The 23,590-nt window shown below is 62.0% G+C and carries 22 protein-coding genes and 2 pseudogenes; 13 read left to right on the top strand and 11 right to left on the bottom strand.

The window, feature by feature from the left end; translation table 11 throughout:
* Positions 1-23: 23 nt before the first annotated feature.
* From QMA15_RS29240 to QMA15_RS29225, 4 genes are all read left to right on the top strand, one after another.
* On the top strand, positions 24-1,784 hold the full coding sequence (locus QMA15_RS29240; protein ID WP_290287852.1) for a TraM recognition domain-containing protein: 1,761 nt from the start codon (positions 24-26) through the stop codon (positions 1,782-1,784).
* A 40-nt stretch (positions 1,785-1,824) separates the two neighbouring features.
* Positions 1,825-2,148, top strand: coding sequence for a hypothetical protein (locus QMA15_RS29235; RefSeq protein ID WP_290287850.1), 324 nt, complete (start codon positions 1,825-1,827; stop codon positions 2,146-2,148).
* Complete coding sequence (locus QMA15_RS29230; RefSeq protein WP_290287849.1) at positions 2,145-2,738, top strand: hypothetical protein; 594 nt, start codon at positions 2,145-2,147, stop codon at positions 2,736-2,738. Before QMA15_RS29235 ends, QMA15_RS29230 begins: the two co-directional genes overlap by 4 nt.
* A 280-nt stretch (positions 2,739-3,018) precedes the next feature.
* Positions 3,019-3,198: a hypothetical protein gene (locus QMA15_RS29225; protein ID WP_290287846.1), complete on the top strand. Its 180-nt coding sequence runs from the start codon at positions 3,019-3,021 to the stop codon at positions 3,196-3,198.
* A 71-nt stretch (positions 3,199-3,269) separates the two neighbouring features.
* On the opposite strand, the gene QMA15_RS29220 is transcribed toward QMA15_RS29225, so the two are convergent.
* Together QMA15_RS29220 and QMA15_RS29215 are read right to left on the bottom strand one after the other, a co-directional pair.
* A complete protein-coding gene (locus QMA15_RS29220) occupies positions 3,270-3,590 on the bottom strand; it encodes a type II toxin-antitoxin system PemK/MazF family toxin (protein WP_095972934.1) in 321 nt (106 codons plus the stop codon).
* Entirely contained in the window at positions 3,587-3,898 is a 312-nt protein-coding gene (locus QMA15_RS29215; RefSeq protein ID WP_290287840.1) for a hypothetical protein, read from the bottom strand. The genes QMA15_RS29220 and QMA15_RS29215 overlap by 4 nt, the downstream gene beginning before the upstream one ends.
* A gap of 151 nt (positions 3,899-4,049) precedes the next feature.
* Here QMA15_RS29215 and QMA15_RS29210 point away from each other — a divergent pair, with 151 nt between their 5' ends.
* Both QMA15_RS29210 and QMA15_RS29205 read left to right on the top strand, forming a co-directional pair.
* Positions 4,050-4,556 carry a hypothetical protein gene (locus tag QMA15_RS29210; RefSeq protein ID WP_290287838.1) on the top strand — a complete coding sequence of 169 codons (507 nt, stop codon included), beginning with the start codon at positions 4,050-4,052 and terminating at the stop codon, positions 4,554-4,556.
* Between the two features lie 189 nt (positions 4,557-4,745).
* A complete protein-coding gene (locus tag QMA15_RS29205) occupies positions 4,746-5,270 on the top strand; it encodes a hypothetical protein (RefSeq protein WP_290287837.1) in 525 nt (174 codons plus the stop codon).
* Positions 5,271-5,462: 192 nt separating this feature from the next.
* Here QMA15_RS29205 and QMA15_RS29200 read toward each other — a convergent pair whose 3' ends face one another.
* Entirely contained in the window at positions 5,463-6,620 is a 1,158-nt protein-coding gene (locus QMA15_RS29200; protein WP_290287835.1) for an SMI1/KNR4 family protein, read from the bottom strand.
* A 75-nt stretch (positions 6,621-6,695) separates the two neighbouring features.
* Between QMA15_RS29200 and QMA15_RS29195 the strand changes: the two genes are divergently transcribed.
* Both QMA15_RS29195 and QMA15_RS29190 read left to right on the top strand, forming a co-directional pair.
* Entirely contained in the window at positions 6,696-7,232 is a 537-nt protein-coding gene (locus QMA15_RS29195; RefSeq protein WP_290287833.1) for a hypothetical protein, read from the top strand.
* 1,110 nt (positions 7,233-8,342) lie between these two features.
* Positions 8,343-9,068 (top strand): hypothetical protein, encoded by a 726-nt coding sequence (locus tag QMA15_RS29190; RefSeq protein WP_290287916.1) that lies wholly within the window; start codon positions 8,343-8,345, stop codon positions 9,066-9,068.
* Here QMA15_RS29190 and QMA15_RS29185 read toward each other — a convergent pair.
* Together QMA15_RS29185 and mobF are read right to left on the bottom strand one after the other, a co-directional pair.
* Positions 9,068-9,586: pseudogene (locus QMA15_RS29185) on the bottom strand (lysozyme); the annotation flags it as partial. The gene QMA15_RS29190 and the pseudogene QMA15_RS29185 overlap by 1 nt on opposite strands.
* 263 nt (positions 9,587-9,849) lie before the next feature.
* Positions 9,850-14,415 carry a MobF family relaxase gene (mobF, locus tag QMA15_RS29180; protein WP_290287831.1) on the bottom strand — a complete coding sequence of 1,522 codons (4,566 nt, stop codon included), beginning with the start codon at positions 14,413-14,415 and terminating at the stop codon, positions 9,850-9,852.
* A 274-nt stretch (positions 14,416-14,689) separates the two neighbouring features.
* On the opposite strand from mobF, the gene QMA15_RS29175 reads away from it, so the two are divergent.
* The 3 genes from QMA15_RS29175 (at position 14,690) to QMA15_RS29165 (ending at position 16,055) form a co-directional block, all read left to right on the top strand.
* Complete coding sequence (locus tag QMA15_RS29175; RefSeq protein WP_290287829.1) at positions 14,690-15,136, top strand: hypothetical protein; 447 nt, start codon at positions 14,690-14,692, stop codon at positions 15,134-15,136.
* 196 nt (positions 15,137-15,332) lie between these two features.
* Positions 15,333-15,842 (top strand): hypothetical protein, encoded by a 510-nt coding sequence (locus QMA15_RS29170; RefSeq protein ID WP_290287827.1) that lies wholly within the window; start codon positions 15,333-15,335, stop codon positions 15,840-15,842.
* Between the two features lie 18 nt (positions 15,843-15,860).
* On the top strand, positions 15,861-16,055 hold the full coding sequence (locus tag QMA15_RS29165) for a hypothetical protein (RefSeq protein WP_290287825.1): 195 nt from the start codon (positions 15,861-15,863) through the stop codon (positions 16,053-16,055).
* A gap of 137 nt (positions 16,056-16,192) precedes the next feature.
* Here the strand turns inward: QMA15_RS29165 and QMA15_RS29160 are convergent, their stop codons facing one another.
* The 3 genes from QMA15_RS29160 to QMA15_RS29150 all read right to left on the bottom strand — a co-directional run bounded on the left by QMA15_RS29160 (position 16,193) and on the right by QMA15_RS29150 (position 18,027).
* Complete coding sequence (locus QMA15_RS29160; protein ID WP_290287823.1) at positions 16,193-17,215, bottom strand: DUF4192 family protein; 1,023 nt, start codon at positions 17,213-17,215, stop codon at positions 16,193-16,195.
* Between the two features lie 315 nt (positions 17,216-17,530).
* Entirely contained in the window at positions 17,531-17,848 is a 318-nt protein-coding gene (locus QMA15_RS29155) for a hypothetical protein (protein WP_290287821.1), read from the bottom strand.
* Complete coding sequence (locus QMA15_RS29150; RefSeq protein WP_290287819.1) at positions 17,842-18,027, bottom strand: hypothetical protein; 186 nt, start codon at positions 18,025-18,027, stop codon at positions 17,842-17,844. Before QMA15_RS29150 ends, QMA15_RS29155 begins: the two co-directional genes overlap by 7 nt.
* Positions 18,028-18,260: 233 nt before the next feature.
* On the opposite strand from QMA15_RS29150, the gene QMA15_RS29145 reads away from it, so the two are divergent.
* Positions 18,261-18,767 carry a DUF3995 domain-containing protein gene (locus QMA15_RS29145; protein WP_290287818.1) on the top strand — a complete coding sequence of 169 codons (507 nt, stop codon included), beginning with the start codon at positions 18,261-18,263 and terminating at the stop codon, positions 18,765-18,767.
* Between the two features lie 165 nt (positions 18,768-18,932).
* Here QMA15_RS29145 and QMA15_RS29140 read toward each other — a convergent pair whose 3' ends face one another.
* Positions 18,933-19,439 carry a hypothetical protein gene (locus QMA15_RS29140; RefSeq protein ID WP_290287907.1) on the bottom strand — a complete coding sequence of 169 codons (507 nt, stop codon included), beginning with the start codon at positions 19,437-19,439 and terminating at the stop codon, positions 18,933-18,935.
* A gap of 137 nt (positions 19,440-19,576) precedes the next feature.
* Positions 19,577-19,921, bottom strand: a complete 345-nt coding sequence (locus tag QMA15_RS29135; RefSeq protein WP_290287816.1) for a DUF6191 domain-containing protein — start codon at positions 19,919-19,921, stop codon at positions 19,577-19,579.
* A 387-nt stretch (positions 19,922-20,308) separates the two neighbouring features.
* On the opposite strand from QMA15_RS29135, the gene QMA15_RS29130 reads away from it, so the two are divergent.
* Positions 20,309-23,164 carry an amino acid adenylation domain-containing protein gene (locus QMA15_RS29130; protein ID WP_290287814.1) on the top strand — a complete coding sequence of 952 codons (2,856 nt, stop codon included), beginning with the start codon at positions 20,309-20,311 and terminating at the stop codon, positions 23,162-23,164.
* Between the two features lie 213 nt (positions 23,165-23,377).
* On the opposite strand, the pseudogene QMA15_RS29125 reads toward QMA15_RS29130, so the two are convergent.
* Positions 23,378-23,590 (bottom strand): annotated as a pseudogene (locus QMA15_RS29125) (hypothetical protein); the annotation flags it as partial.

Below are 23,590 nucleotides of genomic sequence, written 5' to 3'. Positions count from 1 at the left end.
GACCGGATCGAAGGAGAGAAGCGATGAGTACAACGCAGCGTCCTACCAAACCGATGATCACGCCAGGTGTGATCCCGCTGGCAGCGACCGTATTCGCCGTGATGTTCAGCGTGGTCGGAGGCGGATATCTGTCCGGCGTCCTCACCGGCACCGGCGGTGCATTGCCGTCCGGGATGTACGGCGTGCTCGACGTGTTCAAAGGGCTCTTCCTGCATCCGAGCGATCCGGCGCTGGCATGGCCCGAAGGCTCGCGGCCGGGCGGTCCGGTCCTGACGTGGGGATCCATCGCCGTCCTGGCGGCTCTGTGCCTGTGGCTGGGGATGTTCATCTCGTCGAAGATGACAATCCGCCGCGCTGCGCGCCATGTTCGAGAGTCCGGTTTCGCGGACCGCGCCGAACTTGCCCGCACCGGCGTCAGTGAGAAAGCAGCCGTGAAGAAAGCGAAAGCAACCCGACTGTCCCTCGCGGACGTTCCGGTGCGTCGCATCGTCGCGGAAGCAGAAACCACGAAAATCGCCACGCTCTACAACGGCGGTGACGGCGTGTACTTGCAGTACCGTGACGGGCTGACCTGCACCGGACCGACGGGCGCCGGTAAGACGTGGCGCGTGTGCTGGAAGGGCGTCACCGACGCGGCCGGCTCTGTGGTTGCCACCTCGACCCGCGGCGACCTACTGCGCTCCACATGGGCGGAGCGCAGCAAAGTGGGCCGCGTCGAGGTCTTCGACCCCGAACGACTGACCGCGATCCCCAACCCGATGCGCTGGTCGATACTGGCCGGATGCGAGGACCCCGAAGTCGCCAAACGCCGAGCAGAAGCGCTGGTCCAGGCCATGCCGATGGACGACACCAGCAACGCCGGCTACTGGAACGGCAAAGCCGCGATGCTCATGCGCGGATACCTCTACACCGCGGCCGTCAAGAACAAGAACTTGATGGACCTGCGGATCTGGGCGTCCTCGCGCAACGTCAAACTGGTGCGCGACGTCCTGCTCAAGGACCTGCCGGACTGGCATGCCGAACTCGAACAGGCGTTGGACTCGAAGTCCGACTCCGCCGACGACGTGGTCAGCGCCTGCGCCCGATTGCTCGAGCCGTTGGCGTCCCCGAAGCTGATGGCTGCACTGAACGTCTCGCGCAGCGAATCTGCCGATCTTCATGCGCTGATGACCGAAGGCAAGAACACCGTCTACCTGGTCTCGGAGGGGCACAGCGCATCGGCTGCCGCGTTCACCACGGTCCTGTCGGCTGAGCTGTATCACGTGGCCAAAACCCACGGGTTGACCCAGCCGGACGACAAGATCGACCCTCCACTGCGGATGGTCCTCGACGAGATGAACAACGTCGCAGCGATTCCGAACATGCCGGATCTGATCACCGACTCCGGCGGCCGCGGAATCCAGATCTGGGCTCTCGTACACAGTGCCTTGCAGAACGAGAAGCGCTGGGGCCGCATCGGTGGGCAGCAGCTCTCGACGTCCTCGCCGGCGCGGTTGTACCTGCCCGGTCTCGGTGACGAAAGCGAGTTGGCGGCACTGTCCCGATTGATGGGTAGCCGTGACGAATACAGCAGCCACGATCCGCGTTCGGCTCCGCGCAGCGTTCCGGTGATGGCGCTCAACGAGATTCGTGAGATGCCCGAAGATCAAGCGCTGATGATGTTCCGCAACGTCAAGCCGATGAAGGTACGTCTGCCCTCAGTGTGGGATGTTCCCGAACTCTCCAAGCGAGTGCGTGCGAATCAGGCGGCGTTCGACGAATTCTGCGCGAATGGCACCCGATGACCAACCAATCCTGCGGGTCATCCGAAGAGGGCGGTGTTTTGTGACCGAAGACGAGACATCACTTGCAGACCAGAACATTTCGGAGACACCGTGGTTGAGTGATGACCACTGGAACGCCGGGGACCAGGCCTGGTGGATCCTCGTAACCAAAGACGGAATCAACAGGACGATGGTCGAAATCGTCTCCCCCGAAGAAGGGACCGTCCGCGACCCGAAGGTGACCTACAACGACGGGGTGTTCCGAGCTACCGGCAAGTTCGAACGCATCAGACATCGCGGAGGCTCCTGCGCCCAGTGCGCTGCTTCCGTGCTTGAACTCTCGGGGTCGACGCCCTGCTCCCTCGTTCGAAAGGACCCTCGATGACCATTCCCGAGTACAACCCCGGCCCCGCCGATTGGCGGCACCTCGACCAGGATTCGGCGGCGGAGTTGTGGGTCGAACTTCGCGAATGGACGGAATGGCTGCGTCGTCGCTACGACCTGGGCAATGAGATCAAGTCTTGCTGGTTCAAACACGATCCGATGGTCGAGGAGCTGACGGCGGCGATGTTCGCTCATCGTGAGGTGTACCAGGCGGTGAAGACCCCCTATCACGGCGGCATGGCGGCATGGCATTACCAAGTGCTGTGGCCGCTGGTCAGCCGCTTGTCGAAGATGGGGTTCGGCGAATGCCGCCGAGGCGGTGCGTGCGGGTTCGAGCCGGACGCAGCCGAGATCGCCGGCGACTTCGCAGAGTTCATCGCCAACGAGGTTGCCGAACGCCCCGACTTCGTCAGTAAGGCCGAATCAGGTACCAACGCTGCATCTGCGCTGACGATGGATCAGGTTCTCGACATGATCGACAGTGGCCTCGCGGTCGCCGAAGATCCCTCCGACGATTTCACAGCCGTCGACATCGACGGTGTCCGTTGGGAATTCGACGACGAAACTGAAACGTATCGGCCCGTCCAGTAGCCGATCACAAGCCGAAGTATCAACAGCCCCAATCCTTTCGAGCGGTCTCGCCCACCGTTCGTGCATCCGGGTTGTAGGTTGTTGATGCTTCTCGTGTCCGCCACGGCTGCGGCGATCGTGGGTTGTCCCGCCTGGGGCCTACGCGTCGCACTGTGGCGGACACACCCATTTCTTCATATGCTGCTGTGCAACACAACTCGATTCGGATTGGTGGACTGACATGCAAGAGCATGACCCGCTCGGACAGATGAATTTCCCTTTGATCCGGTCTCTTGCGCGTATGAGTGGAATGTTCCAGCGGGCAGGGTGGGTTGCCTTGGCCATGTTCGTTGTGGCGTTGCTGGCATTCCGCGACGCTCCCACCGAGGGTGCGGTAGCCGCCGGCTCTTTCGTCATCCTTCTGTTCGGTTTCAGCTATGCACTCCAGGCGCTTGCGAGATCGCGATTCACTGACCTCTAGCTCCATGCGCCCTCGCACGGCTGTGGCCCTCGACCGACAAGATCGAGGGCCACAGCCGTTCAGTGAGTTTGTCAGGGGAGTCCGAGTGCGATCGCGAGTGCTTTGTTCAGTTTGACCACGGTCGCAGGGGAGAGCGATCCCGCAGGCCTGCTCGCGGCGATCTCGTCGTCGAAGAGCTGGATGAGGTCATCCGCCAGGATCGAACCAACGAGAGGATCCGCGGCGCCGAGGGGGACGGCCGTCGGAACACCCGGCTTCGGTGTGGTGGTCACGCGTGCGGCGAGGACCGTGTTCAGGTTGCGGTTGCGGACGTTGTTGGACACCACCACCCACGGCTTCTCGCCGTGCCCCATGTCGAACCAGTAGATCTGACCGCGAAGCGCGGCCGTCATTCGCCGTAGGCCTGGTCGACACGCTCGGCGTAGCGATTACGGCGTGTTCGCTGCTCTCCGAGCCCCTCTGCCTGATCCTTGGCAAGCTCGGCATATCCAGCCTCGAGCGCCTTCTCTCGGAGTGATTCCGCCCCCGCGCGCAACAGCGCACGGACAATTCCCGACTCGGAATTGTCACGGACGGTGATGTGATGCTGCTGCGCCCACTCGCGCAAGATGCCCGATTCAAGACGATCGGGATCGGAAAACACGGCTAGCTCGGCCTGGTCGTCACTATCGAGTGTTACTGGCAATCGCTTCACATCCATGTTTCACATTATGACTCACAAAGTGAAACGGCACAACGGTTGTGTCGGACGAAACACTCTGCCCGGCGGGCAGCGATATCAGTCAGTAGTAGGGACGAAGTGGGCGTCAGCTGTCGCCGAGCGTGGTCCCCATCCGCATTGGGAGGTTCACGTGGACGCAGGCGAACTCATCGCGGTCGCCGCTGTTGTGGCGGCCCTTGCAGGTGCCGTCGGGGCATTCCTCGGAATTCTGGTCGGGGAGTCCAAGAGAGCAGAGAATGCGCGCAAAGAGCTTCTGATGACGGCGCGGATAGCGGTGTACGGGCAGTTTCTGGCGGCGACGTCTCGCATTCTGAGCAACGCTTTAGACCGGGCCTCGAACTCAGCGTCAACTCGAGATGAAGCTGCCGCACATGAACTGAACCGAATCATCGCGGAAATACAAGTGATCGGCGGGGTCGGTGTCCGGGCGGCTCTCAAGGACTTCCTTGAACATGTCTCTGATGCCGAACAGTCAGCCGCCGACCACGGCCGCGAATCCCGGATAGCACAGGACATCCTCGCAAGAGACAACTTCTACAACGTTCTCAGGTCTGTGACACGGTCGAATCTGGAGGCGACGATCAAAGCTGATTGTTCGGCACTGGAAGACGCGATGCACACGGAACTGGGCGTGTGAAAGCGAGCCCGCGAAGCCGCCGACACCTGTGACGGGAGTGATTGTCCTCATTGTTCGGGCAATTGATGTTCGACAACTCGCCACGCTCGCGATCATTGTTTCGTGTCGAAAAAGAACAGACTGCGATTCGCATTCACTCTCCAGAACGGGCCTCACCAGTATTGGACTTCGGGGTCGTGGCGAATTTGGGTGAGCAAAGAGGACACCTACATCGCCGCAGTAGGTGTTGGGGCGATCTGGAAAGCATCCCTCCACGGCGACGCGGCATGGAGAATCGCGATGACCAGTGAGCATGCGCGCTCTCCGTCACCTGTGATGGATCCCGCGATCGGCCGGAACATGTGGGAGTTCGAACCAGTTCCCTTCGAGAACGGCATGCGGATGGCCTTTGCCATTGCACCGTTTCGCGGGTCGTATGCGCCGGCAGAACTCGACTCGAAGGAGATACACGTTGGTGTCAATGACAGCTGGGACGAGATCACCGTCGTGTATCTCTGGATGACCGAGCCCGGGATCGAATTTGAGCCGGAGCGTCTCATCGGTGGGCCGTTGTCGCTCGCCAGTGGTCGACAGGTTTGGGTTACAGCGGGCACCGAGCCGCTGCTACAAAAAGAGGAGCACGGCAACACCGGATCGATACTCGAACCCCAGATACCCGGACAGCACGACGTGCGGGCGCCGGGATTTATTGTGCGTGGTTACAAATTCGGTTAGGTAGTCGGCACGTTCGCGCCATCGCAGGCTCGGCAAAGGTTCACAGAAGACGTAGGAACACGAACATGACTGGAGAAACATCTCAGCACCTCCAGTGATGATGTCTATCCGATCCGATACCTACAGCCGCGGACCACGGCACCGATGGGCAGCATGTGTACGAACGACGGCGCCGTCGACAAGGGCCAAGCGCTATTGGGGTGTCCACTGCCACGCAAAGGCGTCATCGCTCAGCTGCGGGATCCAGCCGTCTGCGAAGGGCTGACCCGTTTCCAGGGATTCGGCGAGATCTGAGAGCATCGCACTGATCGAAGTCCACTGCGGCCCAGCGTCGTCCGCGTTCTCGCGGGCGTACTCGGTCACGCAGCCTGATAGTGGCCCTTGCCTTGTGTCGCAGAACAATTCGTATCCGTCACGGTCGGCGAAGGTGATGTAGTCCGGGAGGAACTTTCCGCTGGGGGTTCCTGCCGGCTGAGCGCGATCCGACAATGAGGGAACACTTTCGGGGACATCGGGCAGCTCGTACACTGCCGGGGCTCCGCGGTGATGAGCCAACAGGGCATCCAGATTGAGCATGTCGTGTTGGGGGAGGAACTGCATCCAGGCGCCGGGGGCGAAGCCGTTCTGGACCGAGTAGAGGTCTTTCAATTCGGTTGGCCATGCGATTCCGGTCTGTGCCTCGGCTCGATCTATTTCCGATTGCGTGGCTCCGGGGGCGAATGCATCCAGCGCGTGCGGCGATCCGCTGGCGGAAAACCAGGCGGTAATTCGTTCCCACTGTCGGCGCACATCTGTTGGTTCGGTGGCGCTGCGAGCACGGATATCCGTGGCAGCATCGTGCTGCTCGCCTCCTGGGCGTGAGGGAATTGGGAGCCGTCCTGCGTCGCTGTAGACATCGCGGACTTCCACCTTGTCACCTGACTTGAACAGGTGAATTGGCTCGAACTCTGTCACGGGCCAGATCTGAATGAATGCTTCAGGGTTGGTTCGGTCGGAGTCCCGGTTGCGCACCGATGCGCGGATTCGATAGAAGCCGAGGGGTAGGCGGTCGAGGTAGCCGAACTCCATAATCTTCTCGCGACTGAGCCTCAACGGGGGGAGCCCCGAGACAACGCTCTCGATCGTGCCTTCTTCGATGGTCTCCCACTCGTCGGCCTGTGGAGGACCTGGATCTTCGTCCACCACATCCACGGTGATTCGGACCGGGCCGGCGGTCGAGCTCAGCGCCAACCGGGCGACGACTGGGCTCAGTCCCAGAATTTTGCCGTAGGTATGGACGTAGGGTTCACGCGGTATCGGTCCGAGAACGAATACCGGTGCATCGAACTCGACTGTCGCCGTGATGGCCATACAACCCCTCATTCCTGTCCTAGTTCAGTTTCCCACCATAAATATGACCATGCTGGAGAGTGGAACAATACGTGCATGGGACCACGAAGCAGCACCTCTTCCAGCGATCGCTTGATTCCCGTTTTAATCGGGTATGGGCTGGTCGCGGGCTTGTTCGCCGCTGCGTGCTGGGTATACGTCCGCGGGCCGCGTGACACCATCAACCCTGACGCCGCCCCTGGGGTGTGGACAATTCGATTCGGAGGCGTCGAATCGTCCCCTTCTCCTTTTCCTGCACTTATCATCGGCGCCGCTCTAGGTGCGTTGGCTGCCTATCTTCTTGCCCAGTCTTTACGATCTCAAGGCTACTATTTAAAGCATGGCGCGGACGCGCGAGTATCGAATCTTTTGATTCTTTCCATATTTCTTGGTCTTCTCACCGGATTAGCTGCATATGCAAATCTTGCAGTCAACGCGCCTCGGAGATTTTGGGTCGCAGAAACCACGCAGCCGTTGATCATCGATGCCGATCCAATTTGGCTGACCATCCCAGCGATCGCGGTCGGTTCGACGCTCTTCTGCGGCGGTATTGCATCATTTTGGTGGAGACTGGGCCGAAATCGTTCGCGGTGACGCAGCCCGGCCCGCCTGAAGAGACGTTTTCATGTCAGGCGGGCCGGGGAGTCACTGCCGGGTTAGGGGTTGCCGGCGTATACGTAGAACGGGTCGTAGGCTCGAATTCTATTCTTTGCGTAGAACCACGACAATTGTGCGCCTGCGCTTCTGTTTTGACCGGAGTCGATCAGGCACACGCTGTAGCCCCCCACGGTCGACATGTCACCTGGGGTCATCTGGTTGATTCCGTTGTGTTGCGGAACAGCACAGTTGGCGAAAGTTCGCCCCTGACCGCCGTTGCGACCGCCCTGGTCTGTGGATGCGAATGGGTACTCATCGCAGTCCATGCCAGTCGGGCGAGGACCCGTCACGTGCCCGCAGGATCCTCGACGATTGGCAGCGATGTCCGACTCGGAAGTGATGCGGGTGAGCGGAGTTCCTCCCTTGGCGCCGGGGAGATTCGTTTGCTGAGCGCGACGGACGTGCGCGGCGAAATCTGCATTGCTGCGAACCGACCAAACAGGTCTCGTATCGCGGAATACACATCCGGATTTGTTCCGTAGTCCCGGTTCGCTGTCGCACCTGATTTTCGGCGCCAGCTGTACAAACATCCCTGACCCCTTTGAGGACTTGATACCTATCGTCCACACGATGTCAGTCCATTTCGTGATTCCACCTGCCGAGACGTCGAGATTGTAGACAGCAGTGGATGTGTGCGTAGCTCCAGGGAAGTAGGACAAGGCGAAGCTGTTACTTCCGCTGACCTTGGAGCAAGACGGAATATTGGTACACAGGGCATTTCCGGTGAACAATGCTGTGACTCCGTCGCCGGTGGCAGAGTTCAAGGTAATTGTGTATTCGCTTGTGAAAGTTGTCTTGTTCCACCACAAAGGAATCTTTCGGTCAACGGTGGCATTGACTGAACCGATTATTTTTCCTTTACTGTCGATCAGATCGATATCAGCGTTTTCCGAGATGCACGAGTACTGGGCGCTGCCTTTCCATATATCCGAGGTGTGGGGGATGTTATTGGTGCACCACGCGGGGACCGTACTTGCGCGACTTTGGGCCGGTGCCCCTTCTGGGGTTGCTTCTGTGCTCGGTTCGGGCGTGGCCGCGGGAGGCGAAGTGACCGTCTCGGAGGTGGGCTCCGTTGTCTCCGATGTCGGGGTCACCGATTCCGTCGTCGACTCGGCAACCGAGGTCGAAGTGGTTGTTTCCGAGGTGGGCTCCGTCGTCTCGGACATCGATGTCACTGATTCCGTCGTCGATTCGGCAACCGAGGTCGGGGTAGCCGATCCAGAGGTGGGAGCCGCCGATTGCGATGTCGGTGTCAGCGATTCCGTCGTCGATTCGGCAACCGAGGTCGGGGTAGCCGATCCTGAGGTGGGAGCCGCCGGCTCCGATGTCGGGGCCTCCGATTCCGTCGTTGACTCGACGACCGGGGCAGATGCGGTTGTCTCCGAGGTGGGAGCTGCCGGCTCGGACGTCGGTGTCACCGATTCTGTGGGGACTTCAGGATCAGTCGTGGGGGACGTCGCCTCTGGTGGAGCGGTGCCCGTGACGCGCATGCACCACACGGGCTCGGTAATTTCTTCGACGCGGATCTCGTCGCACTTGGGGGCGATCGGTGGCTGCTCGATTCCGCGGGCTTCCGGGGCTGATTCCTCATTTGTGGAGCGTGCCGCAAAACCCAGCGGAGCTGGTGTCATGTCCTTGGGTCCGAGTTCTGGATCTGTCAACCATCCGTCGTCGCCGCAGGTACCGCAGGCCAGTTCTGATATGTCAGCATCGACGCTTTCGTTGTTGAATCCGTCGGGTTGCCATTCGATGATGCCGTTTTGGAACTGCTGACGAAAACCGTTCCCGACGGGGAATTCGTCTCCGGTCGGGAAACCCCAGGTGCTGGTTTGGAACCCTGATTTGGACCAGGTGTCGTAGATTTCGCCCTGAATGATGTGTGCACCGTACTGCGGGGTCCAGTAGATGCTGCCGCGCTCGAAGTGGTTGAGTGCTCCGCCGGTGACTGCGATCTCACGGGAGGTCGGGTAGCCCAGGGGGCCTCGCTCGTAGTTTTGCTGGCCCCATTTGGTGCGGATGTCGCCACCGATTTGGTTCGCCTTGTTGGTACTCACGCGCTGGTGCCAGTAGATCGAACTCGAACCGAACGCCTGCCAACGACCATTATCTGCCGCGTCAGCTTCTGGGCCCGTGGGGTTACCCCATTTGCTCGGGCCACCGATGGCGATGTATTCCTCGAGGATCTTGCCGCCGACACAGAAATTTCCGAATTTCGGGTCGTCGTTCAGACAGTCGATATGTGCCGCGGCTGGAGGCGCCAGTGCTACGCCGAGACTGGCGAACAGAGTCATCGCCACGGCGGATGTGGTGGCCTTCGCCCAGATGCTGCGGGTTCTTCGTTTCCGCTGTGCTCTGGCTCCTGGCGGAGAAATTGTCGGCAATGACATGCGTGCTCCGGTTCCTGTGAATTGACTGAGCGAACGCTGTGACTTTAAGTCCAGACAGGTCGGTATGTAGTTAGTGTCACTAAAATGACTTTGGTCCCGAAGGTCCGTTTTGCCCTACAAACGCAGGTAAGTGCTTCGAGCGGGACCTGCCGACCCTTCGGGCGGGTCTAGATCCTTGGCCCTCGGCGCTGGTTCTCTTGTTCGACGTGTTGGGCGATGGTGTGGTGGTGCTCGATCGTCGCTTGTTCATGCTCGACGCGGTGTTGCTCTTCGCGGTGCTCGTCCATGCGGTCGTGCAAGGCGTCGATGTCACGGTGGACGCAGTTGAACGGTGCGATGTCCGCCTTGTTCTCGGGGCGGTCGCCGGCGACTGAGGTGGTGTCGGTGATGTCGTAGCGCTCGCGGTATGCCTGGATTTCGGCGGCGGTGCGATCCCACTTCGCTGCCATCTCTGGGTCTTCGGGCCGGGCTTCGAGGTGCTCGGTGAAGCGCAGTTCGGGGTCGTTGCTGCGCTGCTCATCGGTGCTGATGCGGCGGGTGTTCGCGGTGTGTTCTTCGGCGATGTCGGTGTAGGTGGCGTCGAGCTGCTCGGCGAGTGTGGGGTCGACGAGGTGGGCGTCGAGGTCGGGGGAGGCCACCCAGTGCGGTGCAGCTGGGTCGACAGGCGCTGATGCCTGCGGCGCGATGGCGTCGAGTGCGTCGGTGATACCGGTGACGTGGGCGGTGGAGTGCGCGACGGCTTCGATCGTGCTGCACAGGTCGTCGATGTCGAAGCCTGCGTGGGTGACGAGTTCGCGGATGCGGCCTACTGCTGCGTTCCACCTCGGGTCTTCGGCGCGTTCGGCGGCGGCGATCGCGGCGGGGAAGTGTTCGCGCAGGATCTCGTCGTGTTCGGCTGCCCAGCGGGTGTTCGCCTTCTCGGCCGCGCTGGTGATGGCTGGTGCCATGTCTTTGATGAGGTTCGCTGCGGTGACGTCTTCGCCGCGTGCTGCGAGTTGCTGCGCGTGCCAGGAGAGAACTGCCTCGGGTGCGATGCCGGCGAGTGCTGCTTTCCGTAGGTGGCGGCCGAGTCGCTGCGCGCTGGCTTCGGCGAGGATTCGATCTGCCATGGCTGGTTCGAAAGCTTCCCGCACGGGGCGGTGGATGCGGGTGGTGTCGAGTTGCGCCCGGGTCTCGTCGTAGCGGCGGATGGTCGCGCCGATGCCGTCGATGCGCTCGTGTTCGGGGCGGGCGGCGGCGTAGCGGTCGGCGAGGATGCGGGCGTAGTCGTCGAGTTCTTTGTCGGTATTGGTGGTGCGTGGGGGCAGTGGGGGGAGCGTGGTGTCTGCATGCTCGGCTGCTGCTTCTGCTGCGACTTGGGTGGCTTCGATGATGCGGGAGTTCAGGACTCGGGCGACATCGCGGGCGGTGTGGAGTTCGCCTGTTGCGAGTGCGTCGTTGAGGATGCGGCGGGCGCTGTCTCCTCGGTCGTGTGCCTGTCCGAGAGTGGTGCGGAGCGCGGCGAGGCTGCCGGGGTTTTCGGCGGCGATCGTCGCGAGTAGTGCTGCGGGCAGCGCCCGGTCGAGGACTTCGTCGAGCCAGCGATCTCGTAGTCGGCTGTGTGCGGCGTGGTACGCCTCGCGGAGTCGTTCGGGGCTGCGGGCGTGTTCGAGTGCGTCGCGGATCTCGGTGATGGCGGCTTTGTGGCCGTTGTCATTGGCGAGGATGTGGGTGAGGACTTCGCGGGAGTTCGGAGTCTGGATCTCGGAGAGGTGCATCCCTTCGGTGTCTTGGGTGACGCCGGGTTCGACGGGTACGTACAGGTGGTTTTCGGTGCGGCCGCGGGTCGTGGCGACGTAGAGGCCGGGCCGGTTGGTGCTGTGTCCGATGGTGGTGTGGGAGGTGTCGACGGTGATGCCTTGGCTGCGGTGCACGGTGGCGGCGTAGCCGAGTTCGGTGTTCCGCTTCACGTACCGGGCGGGCAGGGTGATCGTGCCCTCGTGGGTTTTACTGCGCAGGTTCAGTGAGCCGTTCTCGTTGACGGCGGTGACGGTCCACAGGTCGCCGTTGCGGACGAACATGTTGCGACGTTTGCCGCCCTTGGTGCGAAGACGTCGGTTGTTCTTGCGGGTCAGGACGATGTCACCGACTCCGGCGTCGAGTTCGTCGGACAGGGTCACGGTGTGTTCGACTTTGGCGGTTCCGGCGGCGCGGTAGTGCGCTTGGATCGCGAGGTTCACTTCGCGGACGTCGTCGCGGGTGGAGAGCATGACGATCGAGGTTTTCCCGGCGTCGATGTCGGCGAGGTAGGCGGTTGCCGCGGCGTCTTTCATTTCGGCGGCGGTGCCGTCGTGGACCCATCCGCGGGCGTAGAACAGCTCCAGGCTGCTCTCTTCGCCGTGGCGCAGAGCGAGGGAGTTCTCGGCTTGTTCGGTGTCTTTGCCGAAGCGCACGACGACGGTGAGTTCGGGTGCGTTGGTTTCTTCGGCGAGCAGTCGCAGCGCTCCGCCGGTTTCGACGGCGTCGAGCTGGTTCGGGTCGCCGAGTAGACGGACCACGGCGCCCTTGGCTGCGGCGATTTCGGTGATGGCGGCGAGGTCTTTGGTCGATGCCAGGGATGCTTCGTCGACGAGCAGCATCGCCCCGGTGGGGATCTCGATGTGCTCGGGGAGTCTGCGCGGTTCGTAGTTCTCGAGGCCGCGCCACGGGTACGTCAGGGTCGCGAGGGTGTGGGCGGTGGTGCCGATTTCTTCGCCCAGGGTTTCGGCCGCGACGGCGGATGGTGCGAGCGCGATGACTTCGTATCCGGCGGCGGTCCAGGTGTCGGTGACCGCTTTCATCGACGTCGTCTTGCCGGTGCCGGCCGGGCCGATACCGACGGCGAGGAGTGTTCCGGCGCCGACGAAATGCTCGGCAAGCTCGCGCTGTCCGGCGTTGAGTGGGTGATCGCTCGTGCGGGCGATTTTCTCGACGACCTTGTCGAGTCCGGCTTGCGTCGCTATGTAGGCGGTCGGTGTTCCGGTGGCGGCGAGCATGGATTGCTCGGCGGCGATGACACCTTCGGAGGTGTGCAGTGCGGCGCCGTGTCGTTCCAGGATGAACTCGCCGTTGCGGCGTCGCAGTACCTCGGGTGCGGCCGGAAGATCGGCGGCCGGCATGTGCACGGACTCGGTCAGAACGTGGGCGGTGACGGCGTCGATTGCCTCTCGGCGGGCGCTGTCGTCGGGGAAGGTGACGGCCGCGAAGTTTGCTTCGACGGCGCTGTGAATGTGGGTGATTGCCCAGCTTGCGCGGACGTTCTCGAGCCGGTCGAGCACGCGGGCGGCTTCGACGTCGACGCTGTCAGCGCCGCGCATGGTGGTCTGGCTGAGAGTTCCTGTGGCGTGGGCGTCTTGGATGTCGCGCCAGTGTTGTGCGAGGCCGTCGACGTGTTCGGGCGTGCCGAGGATCTGGGCGGATCTGGTGACCCAGTTGTGCTGCATTTCGCGCAGGGTTTCCGGTTCTTGCTTACCGGCGCGGGTGTCGAGGTTCGCTTGCTGGTAGAGCGCGTACATCGCTTTGGGGGAGGGCATCCGGCCGTGTGAGGCGCGGTAGTCCGCGACGAGTTGATCGCGGCGAGCTTCGATCTGGGTGCGGCGTGAGGAGAACATTTCGCACAACTCTTGCGGAACTGCGGCCAGCTCTACGATGTCCTGGCGGCCGCGTCCGGTGGAGCGTTCGGTGAGGTCGAATCCGAGTTCGGTGTGCAGCTTCGCCATCACGGTCGCGTTGTAGCGTTGCGAGGCCGGCACGCCGTAGCGGTGCAGGGTGGACCCGTCGAGGGCACGCCATTTTCCGTCGTTTTCGGTGCAGACCTTGATGGAAACGACGGCGTGGGTGTGCAGGTTCGGATCCCCGGCGCGGGAGTCGTAGTGGTTGTAGAGGGTGGCGACGAGTCCGGTGGTGTCGTGCACTTCCTGGCTGGTGGCGCCGGTGCGGGTGAAGCACGCTTCCTGCTCGATCCAGCCGAGGGTGTCGGTGACGGTTTCGTGGTGGATGCGTTCGATTGCGCGGCGAGTGTCGTCGTCGGCGAGTGCCCACATCGTCGACACGCTCTTGGGTGGGGTGAACACCAGGTCGTAGCCTGCGACGGGTTGACGGACGCGGGATTTCTGGGCGCTGATCCATGACCACAGCTCGCGATTGTCTTCGGCTGCGCGGCCGTGCGTCTGCTCGAACAACCGGGTTCCGACGCTCTCCATGAGCGCCGCTGAATCGGCTTTCGACGGTCGGCGTCCGTTGTCGGCGGCGAACTGTTCGAGAGCGGCGCGATGTTCGGTCAGGAGCGGGATGTCGTTGGTGAACTTGGGAAACTTACGCCCGAGCCGGGCAGCTTTGACGGCGGCTTCGGGCTTGGCGCCCGCTGCGATGAAGTCCTCGATCATCGCGTCGGCGTTCGGGTGCATTCCCTCGCCGAACAGTGCCTTCATCTGCGGTTCGGAGACGCTCTCCCCAGTACCGATCCGGTCCGCGGGATCGACCACTACGTCGGCGTCCATGCGCGCCAGGTCGTTCAGCCCTGCGCCGAACCAGGTGCCCGGTGGGGTGCCGTGGGCGGTGTAGTAGTCGGTGAGTTCTTGCCCGTGCTCCAGCTCGCGGTCAGCGGTGGCGACCTGCTTCGTCAGGTACTCGTAGCCATCGCCCGCGTGCAGTACGTGGAGCGTCATCACAAGGCCACCATAGTCGCCGCAGGCGGCCTGGTGGAGGGCAGACACCCCCAAAGTCTGAAATTCAGCAAGAGGTGTGTCTGAATTTGTGGGTCTGGCTGAGTGAAACGAAGTGCATTTGGTGAGGAACGAACTGCTGGTGCTGAGGGAAGCGAAGTGTTTGAAAATGTGGATGAGCTGGATGGATAGATGGTTTGACATGGCGATGTGTGAAAAGGTTCAGTTGAGTTGTGATGGCTGGCCGAAGTTTTTGAGCCGGGAACCGTTAGGTGGGCGGAACAATTGATGGCCGATCGCCGCTGCCGGCGGTATGGTTTGCGGCATGGTGTCCTCAAATTCATCCACGGTCAGCGCGAGGGATCGGGCACGCGCAGCGAATGCCGCCCGTCTCGCGGAAGAACAAGAGCGATTGAAGAAGGTCGAGGACGATCTCGTCCGGTTCTTCAAAGCGCAGGAGTCGCGGGAGAAGATCAGCAACGATGCGCGGGCACGTATCGAGCGCATCCGTGAAGAAACCGAGACAAAGATTGCGGACGCAGATCGTTCCGGTGCAACTGCGATTGCGGATCTCAAGTCCCGCGGTGAAACGGTGGCGAGCATCGCGCAGCTGACCGGCCTGACGACGAGTGAAGTCAACAAGTTGCTGCGGTCGGCCAAGCCGAAACAGAAGTCGGAAAAGGCGCCCGCCGGCAAGGCCGCGGCGAAGGACGATTCTTCACCTGCGCCTGCTTCGCCCTCGTCGACTGATTCTGCCGCGCTGGCGTCGTAGAAGCGATCAGCAAATCAATGCCGGCCTTCGCGGTTTTCCCCGGTTGGGTGTCAGCGACCGATTGTGTGTTGCCTGAGATCGAGCGGAGCGGGAACAGAAATCTCGGGCATCCACATGAGGGATATCGCTGTCCCCGGTTGGGGGAAACCGCGGCCGACTCGTCGGCAACTCTCACAAGCGTTAGGGGTTCGTTCTGATGGCGGACGTCCTAACGCTTCCGGCGCTCGGCGATCCGGAGCGGGAGCGTTTCGACCGGTTCATCGTGCGCGGACCTGGCGAGCGAGATTGCCATTTTTGGACCGGCAGTATTTCTGATGACGGGTACGGAAGATTTTGGTTGATGCGCGATGGGCGGCAGCGAGTTGTGCGTCCGCATCGGTACGCGTTGATGCTCGAACTTGGTCGGCCGTTGACCGATTCCGAGTTCGCGATCCACGAGGTGTGCGACAACCCGATCTGTGTCAGGGCGACGACGAGCATCGCCGGTCGTCCGCATGTAGTTGCGGGCACGCAATCGCAGAATCTTGCGGGGATGAGCGCGAAAGGTCGCGGCGGCGGCCGGGGGCAGAGCTGGCATTGGTACGGCCCGGATCGCGCCGCCCGCGCGGCACGATCGCGTGCGATACGAGATGCGTTGCGGAATGGATGGGATGCGGACGCGGTGGAGTCCGCTTTGCTGCGCACGGACACTCCGACACTGTTTTGACGACCGAAAGGCATGTAGATGACTGAGAACGGCGTTCCGCGTGAGCGGTCTGAGGTGGAGGCTTCTCTATATCAGGCAACGAAGCATGTGAATGTGATTACCGACGCGGATCTCGCGGCCGTTGTCGAGGGATTGACTGGCGAGTCTGTTGCGCGCGAGCGGATCGATTTCGCGTTTCCCGCGCCGGGGACCACGGATCATTTGTTCGATTGATCTTCGGTGCGCCGCATTGCATGGGTGGCGCGCTGGGGAGTTGGCGCAGCGGTTGTTCGGGCTCGATGCCCGAACAACCGCCACTGCATACGGGAGCGGCCCCGACTTCTTCGCGAAGTCGGGGCCGTTGTTGTTTTTCAGCTGTCGAGATTGTCGACGTCGACGCCGAAGGATCGCGCTGCCTCGGCGCTGATCGCGTGGAGTTGCGTGGTGACTGCGGCGGGTGAGACTGCGTGCTCGAGTGCGAAGTCGAGCAAGTTGCGCAGTGGGGTGTCGTGTTCGCCGTTGCCGTCGATTACTGCGGCTTGGGCGGCCTCCAGTGCGATGCCGGTACTGGGCCCGTCGCCGCTGATGTATGAGCAGTACGCCGCGACGGTGAGAATCTGGATGCGGGCGTTGCCGCGTACCTGGCGGGCGATTGTCGCGAACGCGTGGGCAGCGGCGTGCTCGTTTCCGTTGGCGGTGAACATCAGGGCATCGCGTGTGGTGGGGCTGATAGTGGCGCACAGTCCGACACGGGCGGCCAGCTCGGCGTCCGGGTTGCCCCGTGTGCGGATGAGTGTCGCGAGTTCGGTGACGGCGAGGCGAACGAAGTCCGGTCCCTGCGCGTGCAGCGCTGCGTGTGCGGGTGCGGTGTCCGCTTCGACGGTAACGGCGTAGCGGGCGGCGATGTCCTCGCGTGAGGCTGCGGTGGTGCGACCTTGTTCGACGGCGTTGTGAATGCTCAACGTGGAGGCGTTCGGGTCTTCGGTGAGTCCGGTCGCGTACGTGTCGAGGTCGGTCCACAACGCTCCGGCTTCGAGCGCGGTGACGTGCAAGGCGAGCATGTCGTGGATTCCGGCGTCCCGGAATCCCTGGCGCAGGATCGCGATCTGATCGAGCGCGATGACTGCGGCGGCGTCTTCGGCGACGGCAACGCAAATCGTGGCGGTGGTGTCGGCGCGTGCAGCAGCTTCGAGGTACGGGGCCGGATCGAATTCGGCGCCCTCGCCTGCGGCGGCGTCGGTCCGCGCGACAAGGGCAATCTGCTTGGTGGTTCGGCCGTCGACGATTTCGTCTTTGAGCATGATCACGATGACCGATGCGGTCGGGATGAATCCGAGCATGGTGGGGATGGAGGCAAGTACCTCGGTGGCGGTGTTCAAACGGATGCGCTGCATGTCGTTCCCCTCGCTGATGAAAGTGACCGGGCCGGGTGCCCCGCCAATTTTTTTCGCCTTCTGGCAAAGGAGAATCGCGTCGGCATGAGGGGGCCGGAGTGCCACCCCTGGGCCGAGAAAATTTCGGCGGGAGCTTGCGAGTGACGAAAATTTCTCGGAGCCATCGGCCGGCGCCGCCGCCAGGGGTTGCGCGCAGGTCACCGCCGACGAGAATCGGAAGGCCAGAAGGAGAACAAAAAGATGCTCTTCATCAGGACGCAGCGAAGCGGAGTTCATTTCGGGGGACACCGAAGGTGGCCGGCCGCCGGGCAGGCGTCACCTTTGCGCCGGCCGCGTGCAGTCGCGGCACTCCCACTGACCACCGACGCGGGTACAGGTGCGGCTCTGCTCGCACAGCCAGCACCGTTGATTGCGCCGGGTCAACAACTGCGGTCCGGTCGCGGCGGGCCGCGCGGGTTCGGTGGTCTCGGTGCACTCTCGCTCGGATACGGGCCTGATCATGTCGCCGAAGATGCGGCGGCACTGCGAGCAGATTTCTCCGTCCTCGGCCACGATGTTCGAGCCTCCCGCGAGAACGCATCCGGTGAACATCTGCGGATCCACCATCGTCTCTGCCTTCGGGGTGTTCACCATCGGAATCGGATTCCGTGTGGTGCGGCGGCGCGCTCGACTCGGCCGTAAACACGATTCACGCGTGAGGGTGCGATCTGTCCGGCGTCGTAGGCGCGGCGGGTCGCGACGGCGAGCAGGGCGACGGCTTCGCGGGCGTTCACTTCGTGCGCGAGGGTGAGCCACCCGATTTCCGCTTGCATCCCTACCGCGCTCGTGGCTGCGCTTCTGCGATCTGTGTCATGACTGCCTTCCTTCAGGAACTCTCGGACCGACTGTCTCTATATACCGGCTTGGTGCCGGTGTCCCGCAAGATGACGGACAAGACTGGACAGAGTAGGACAGTGTTTCTCGGTTGGGCGCGCGTAGCGTGATCCGAGTTATGAAACGCATAACGCCCGCTTGGGCGTTATGCGAATGCGAACGGGGAGAGTGCATGGCGGAAAAATTACTTCGGGTGCGGTGGGGTCGTCTAGCAACTGGTTGGGCGCTGATGTTCGCCGCCGCACACTTCTACTGGGCACTCGGCGGTCAGGTCGGTTTAGACGTGTCTGCCGGGCCAGAGCTGGCCGCTAATCGCCCGTCCTGGTTCGTGGCCGGCGGTCTGTGCGGCGTCGGACTCTTGCTGCTGGCGGGTGCTGGCGTGGCAATGCTGCTCGACGGAGCCTCGTCGGTCCTACCTCGATCAGTACGTGGGGCGCGATTGCTTGTGTCCGCTGGAACGCTCGCCGCCGCGATCACGCTTCTACGTGGTGTCGGCCTGGAGCTGCTGATGATCACCGGAGTTGTCCAGGCAGGTGAGGGCATCACCGAGGCGCAGATTTCTTGGACCTGGATGGTCTGGAACCCTTGGTTTGTACTAGGAGGCACCTTCTTCGCCGCCGCGACACTGCGTTTTTGTAGGTATGTCAGAGTTCCAGCCGAGGGATGCTGCGGTGAGTAAGACCGCGAGCAGTGGCCCGTGCCCGGCCACGTGATATGGCAAGCGGATCCCAGTTCGCCTGGCGGGTAGGCAATGCATTCGGGTTGCCGAGAACCATGCCCTCATGCACTTCGGACAGTAGCGGACGGTCAAGGATCGTCGCAGCACATGCGATTCCGCTGACCATCACACCAGTGACGCCGCTGCCGTACCGGGTGCTTTGACCGACGACGTGCAAGCCGCGGACACCGGTTGTGGTGTCCGGCCTACGCCCGGGGCGCCCCCACTCGGCCAAGCCGAACGGAGTGCCGCCGGCGTCGTCTGGAAGATGCCGGCAGCAAACGGAGGGAAGAAGCTCCGGGCAGGCACGATGCCAGCGACTGGGACCAGTTGAAAACCCGTCGTTTGGGCCAAGTGCGCGGTGACTTCGTGCAGTTGCGGAACACGATCGGCAGGCATCGCGATCCGTCGGGCCGACGCGCGGTATTGCGCGCACGCCAACTCTTCGTGCAGGCTAGACAGCTTGCCGAAAACGGTACGCCATAGATCGTTCTCTTCCGGCGTGTACTCAACTTCTGGAACCGGGGTACCAGCACAGTAGTCGAGGGCAAATTGCACGCGCTGCGCCCTGACATTCTGATAATTATTGACATGGAAGCAATCGTTCATGTCCAGGTTATCGTCCACCTGGATCGTCCTCTCGTTCGCATTTATCCCTCAGCGCATAGTGAGGAACCAAATCCTCGAAAAGCGGAAAGTAAACTGATTTCCGCAGAGATGTCAGAACCGAAACAGTACGAAAACGATGAGCTACTGTCTCACTTCCTCTGTTACTGCTCGCCCGGAAGCGCGTCATCGCCACTACGGTTGGGCTCGACGGAAAAAGTGATTCCGTTCACCTCGAACGACGATGCTGCCGGAGGGGCACCGCTGGTCTCGTCGTTGCGAAGCATCAGCACCTCGTCCCGGTGATCGAGTTCGATCCGTTTGGAACCCTCGAACACGGCGGTGTATTCGTCGAATGCGGTCGCTGAAAAAGACCGCCCGGAGCGCTCACGGAACCAGGGCACGAGACCGCGTCGCCCGAGCCAGAGCAAGCCACCTTCGATTAGGGCAAGTCCGATCAGCAATAAACCGAGGGCTGGTAACGCCAACCCGACCAACGCCACGGCCATATGCCCCCATCCTCAGCTTTGAATTATTCGCTGCACCCCTACGCTAATCGCTGCTTGCTGCGATCGGCGGGGAACTACGCGTCTCGTTCTGTCCAGTGTCGTCCCGAATCTTGCGCGGCGTCCCCGCGCATTCGACCATGTCCAACAGTGAGATCAATTGGCCCACCCGAACCTCGGGCGAGATCGGCCACGCGATGATCGGTTGGGAAGTTAGATGAAGGTTTCGCTCGGTAGTGGTCGATGTGTCGTCATGCCCGATAATCGCTCGCCGCGACGATCGACATGTGTCCGATCGGAAGGTAAGAGTCCGCTCAGCTCGCTTCCTACCGAAATTCGAACATCACAACTTGCCGGTGAATCTATTTCGCCTAACCGTGGGGAGCTGCAATGATTCCTCTGTCTCATGCACAGCGGCGAATGTGGTTTCTCAATAGACTTGAGGGGCCCAACGCGGTCTACAATATGCCCGTCGTGCTGCGAATTCACGGCGACCTCGACCGCGTGGCATTGACCGGCGCAGTCCGTTATCTCATCGACCGGCACGAACCTCTACGCACCGTATTCGCGGAACAGGACGACGTTCCGTACCAGCGGATCCTCTCGACGGCCGACATCGACTTCGAAGTGACGATCGTTGATATCACCGACTCCGAACTCGAAGATCGCGTCGCTGAAATCGCGAGTCACGTCTTCGATCTGTCCACCGAAGTCCCAATTCGCGCCGCACTGTTCGGACTGTCCGAACATGACCATGCACTTGCCCTAGTCATCCATCACATCGCGGGCGATGGATGGTCAATGGGTCCGCTGGCCCGAGACCTGGCGGCCGCGTATGTGTCACGCTGCACAGGACAACCGCCGATGATCCCCGATCTACCAGTTCAGTACACCGACTACACATTGTGGCAGCAGGAGTTGCTCAAAGGGGAAGACAACCCGGACAGTCTGGTAGGAGAGCAGATTGCATATTGGCGCCGCGCCTTGGTCGATCTGCCAGACGAACTGCGCCTACCTACTGACCGTCCTCGTCCTACCATCACTACAGGCCGCGGCGGCAACGTGCCGTTCCGAGTCAACGCCGATCTGCACCGCAGTCTGCTAAGCGTTGCGGGGGCGAACGACGCTACGCTGTTCATGATCGTGCACACCGCGGTGTCAACGCTATTGACAATGCTCGGCGCTGGGACCGATATTCCCATCGGAACGCCGATCGCGGGACGAACCGAAGAAGACCTGCACGATCTCGTCGGATTTTTCGTCAACACAGTAGTGCTCCGCGTCAAAACAGGCGGCGATCCGTCGATACGCGATCTGATCGCCCAGTCCAGGAATACCGCGTTAGCGGCCTACTCCAATCAGGACCTTCCGTTCGAGCGATTGGTGGAGATCCTGCGGCCCGATCGAGCAGTTGATCGGCATCCGCTGTTCCAGGTGCTGTTGGCATTCCAGAACAACGCACTGCCTCGGCTGGAGTTACCGGGATTGGTCGTTACTGGGGAGCAACTCTACACAGGTACCGCGAAGTTCGACCTTGCGTTCAGCATCGGGGAAACCTTCGATGTGGATGGAAGCCCGAACGGGCTTGACGGCTCTGTCGAATACTCGGCCGACCTGTTCGACCAGGCCACCGTAGCAACTCTCGGACGTCGGCTCGAGCGGGTGCTAGCGGCCATTGCGACCGACCCCGGGTGCCGGATCAGTGAAATCGAAGTGCTGGAGCGAGACGAACGTCAAGCCGTGCTGCACACGTGGAACGACACGAACGTGTCAGTCGACGAAGTGGGGTTCGCCGAGATGTTCGCCGCCCGTGTCCGTGCCACGCCAAACGCACCCGCCATCATCAGCAGTGCGCAGACGCTCGACTACGCCGAACTTCACGCCCGTGCATGTCGGCTTGCTGGCATCCTCCGTAGTCATGGCATCGGACCAGAATCGGTCGTGGCACTGATGCTGCCACGGTCGGTGGATCTGATCATCGCTGTTGTAGCGGTAATGGAGGCGGGTGCAGCATATCTGCCAGTGGACCCAGACTATCCACAAGAACGGATCGAATTCATGATCCGCGATGCACATCCGGCATTGCTGCTCGTGAACTCCGACGACACGCATCAGGCACTCGACATCTCGGTTGCAACAATGTCGGTCACGTCGATATCGGAGCTAGACGAGACATCACAACCTGACTTCGACGCTGATCTTCTGACCCGTCGAAAGCGCACCCGCCTCGATACCTCTGCCTATGTCATCTACACCTCAGGCTCCACCGGCGTCCCCAAAGGAGTCACCGTCACCCACACGGGTATTGCCTCCCTGGTACACGCCCAGATCGACCAATTCGGTGTCGGTCCGGGTTCTCGGGTGTTGCAGTTCGCCTCGCCCAGCTTCGACGTCGCGTTCTGGGAATGCTGCATGGCGCTACTGTCCGGCGCAGCTCTGGTGGTACCTACTGCCGCCGAGGTCGTGCCGGGCCCCACACTCACGCGATTGATCCGGGAAAGTGGTGTCACACACCTGACCCTGCCGCCGTCTGTGTTGGGGGCGCTCCCCGCCGATGGCCTCCCAAGTGGACTCACGGTGGTGGTTGCTGCCGAGATCTGCCCAGCCTCTCTGGTAGAGCAGTGGTCGCCCGGACGGACGATGGTAAATGCCTTCGGGCCCACCGAATTCACTGTCATCGCCACTATGAGTGAGCCGTTGTCGGGCTCGCACAAACCACCCATCGGGGTGCCGTTACCCAACGCTCGCTGCTATGTGCTCGACGCTACCCTGCGGCCCGCACCGATTGGCGTCACGGGCGAGCTGTACCTCGCCGGCGCAGGCCTGGCCCGTGGCTATCTGCGTCGGCCTGGCCTCACTGCGCACAGGTTCATTGCTTGCCCGTTTGCGCTTCCAGGTGAGCGTATGTACCGCACCGGAGATCTAGCCCGGTGGCGTTCGGACGGGCAGCTGGAGTTTGCGGGGCGTGTTGACGATCAAGTCAAGATACGCGGATACAGAGTCGAGCCGGGCGAGATTGAGGCGGTACTCAGCACTCACCCAGCCGTACGCCAGGCTGCGGTGGTTGCCCGCGCTGATCGACCTGGGGACACGCAGTTGGTCGGCTATCTCGTGCCGGACGAGCGCGGCATCGCAACTATCGCCGCCGACCAGCAACTCTACGAGTGGCGTGCGGTATACGACACGAGCTATTCGATCGCGGGAGGCCCGCTCGGCGAGGACTTTGCGGGCTGGAACAGCAGGTGATCTTGCCGGTCAGTGTCTCGAGGATCTCGGCGGCTGCCATTCCTGAGGGTGTGATCGCGGGATACGCGGTGTCGATGGTGTTGCTGTACATCGTGTCGGTGCGCAGCTCGTCGGTCGTTGTGCTCATGTCGTTGCCCTTTCGTAGACTTTCGGGTGCGACACCGGGCGGGCTCCTACCGCCCGGTGTCGCACTGCGTTTGTGGGTGCTGCCGTCTATGCGGCTGCGGTGTCCTCGGCGGCGGCGTCCTCGGTTTCGTCGGCGTCGGGTTCGAGTGCCTCGGCGAGGGTGTGAACGGTCGTCAGGACTGCGCGGGCGGTGTCGGTGGTGACCTCGAGGTCTCCGTTTCCCCATCCGGCGATGTAGCCGATGCTGTAGTCGGTGGTGTCGAGTCCGAGCAGTCCGGCCAGGACGTAGGCGACGGATTC

The organism is Rhodococcus sp. APC 3903, assembly GCF_030407755.1.
Classification (GTDB): Bacteria; Actinomycetota; Actinomycetes; order Mycobacteriales; family Mycobacteriaceae; genus Rhodococcus_F; species Rhodococcus_F erythropolis.
This window is presented reverse-complemented; position numbering and strand designations above follow the sequence as displayed.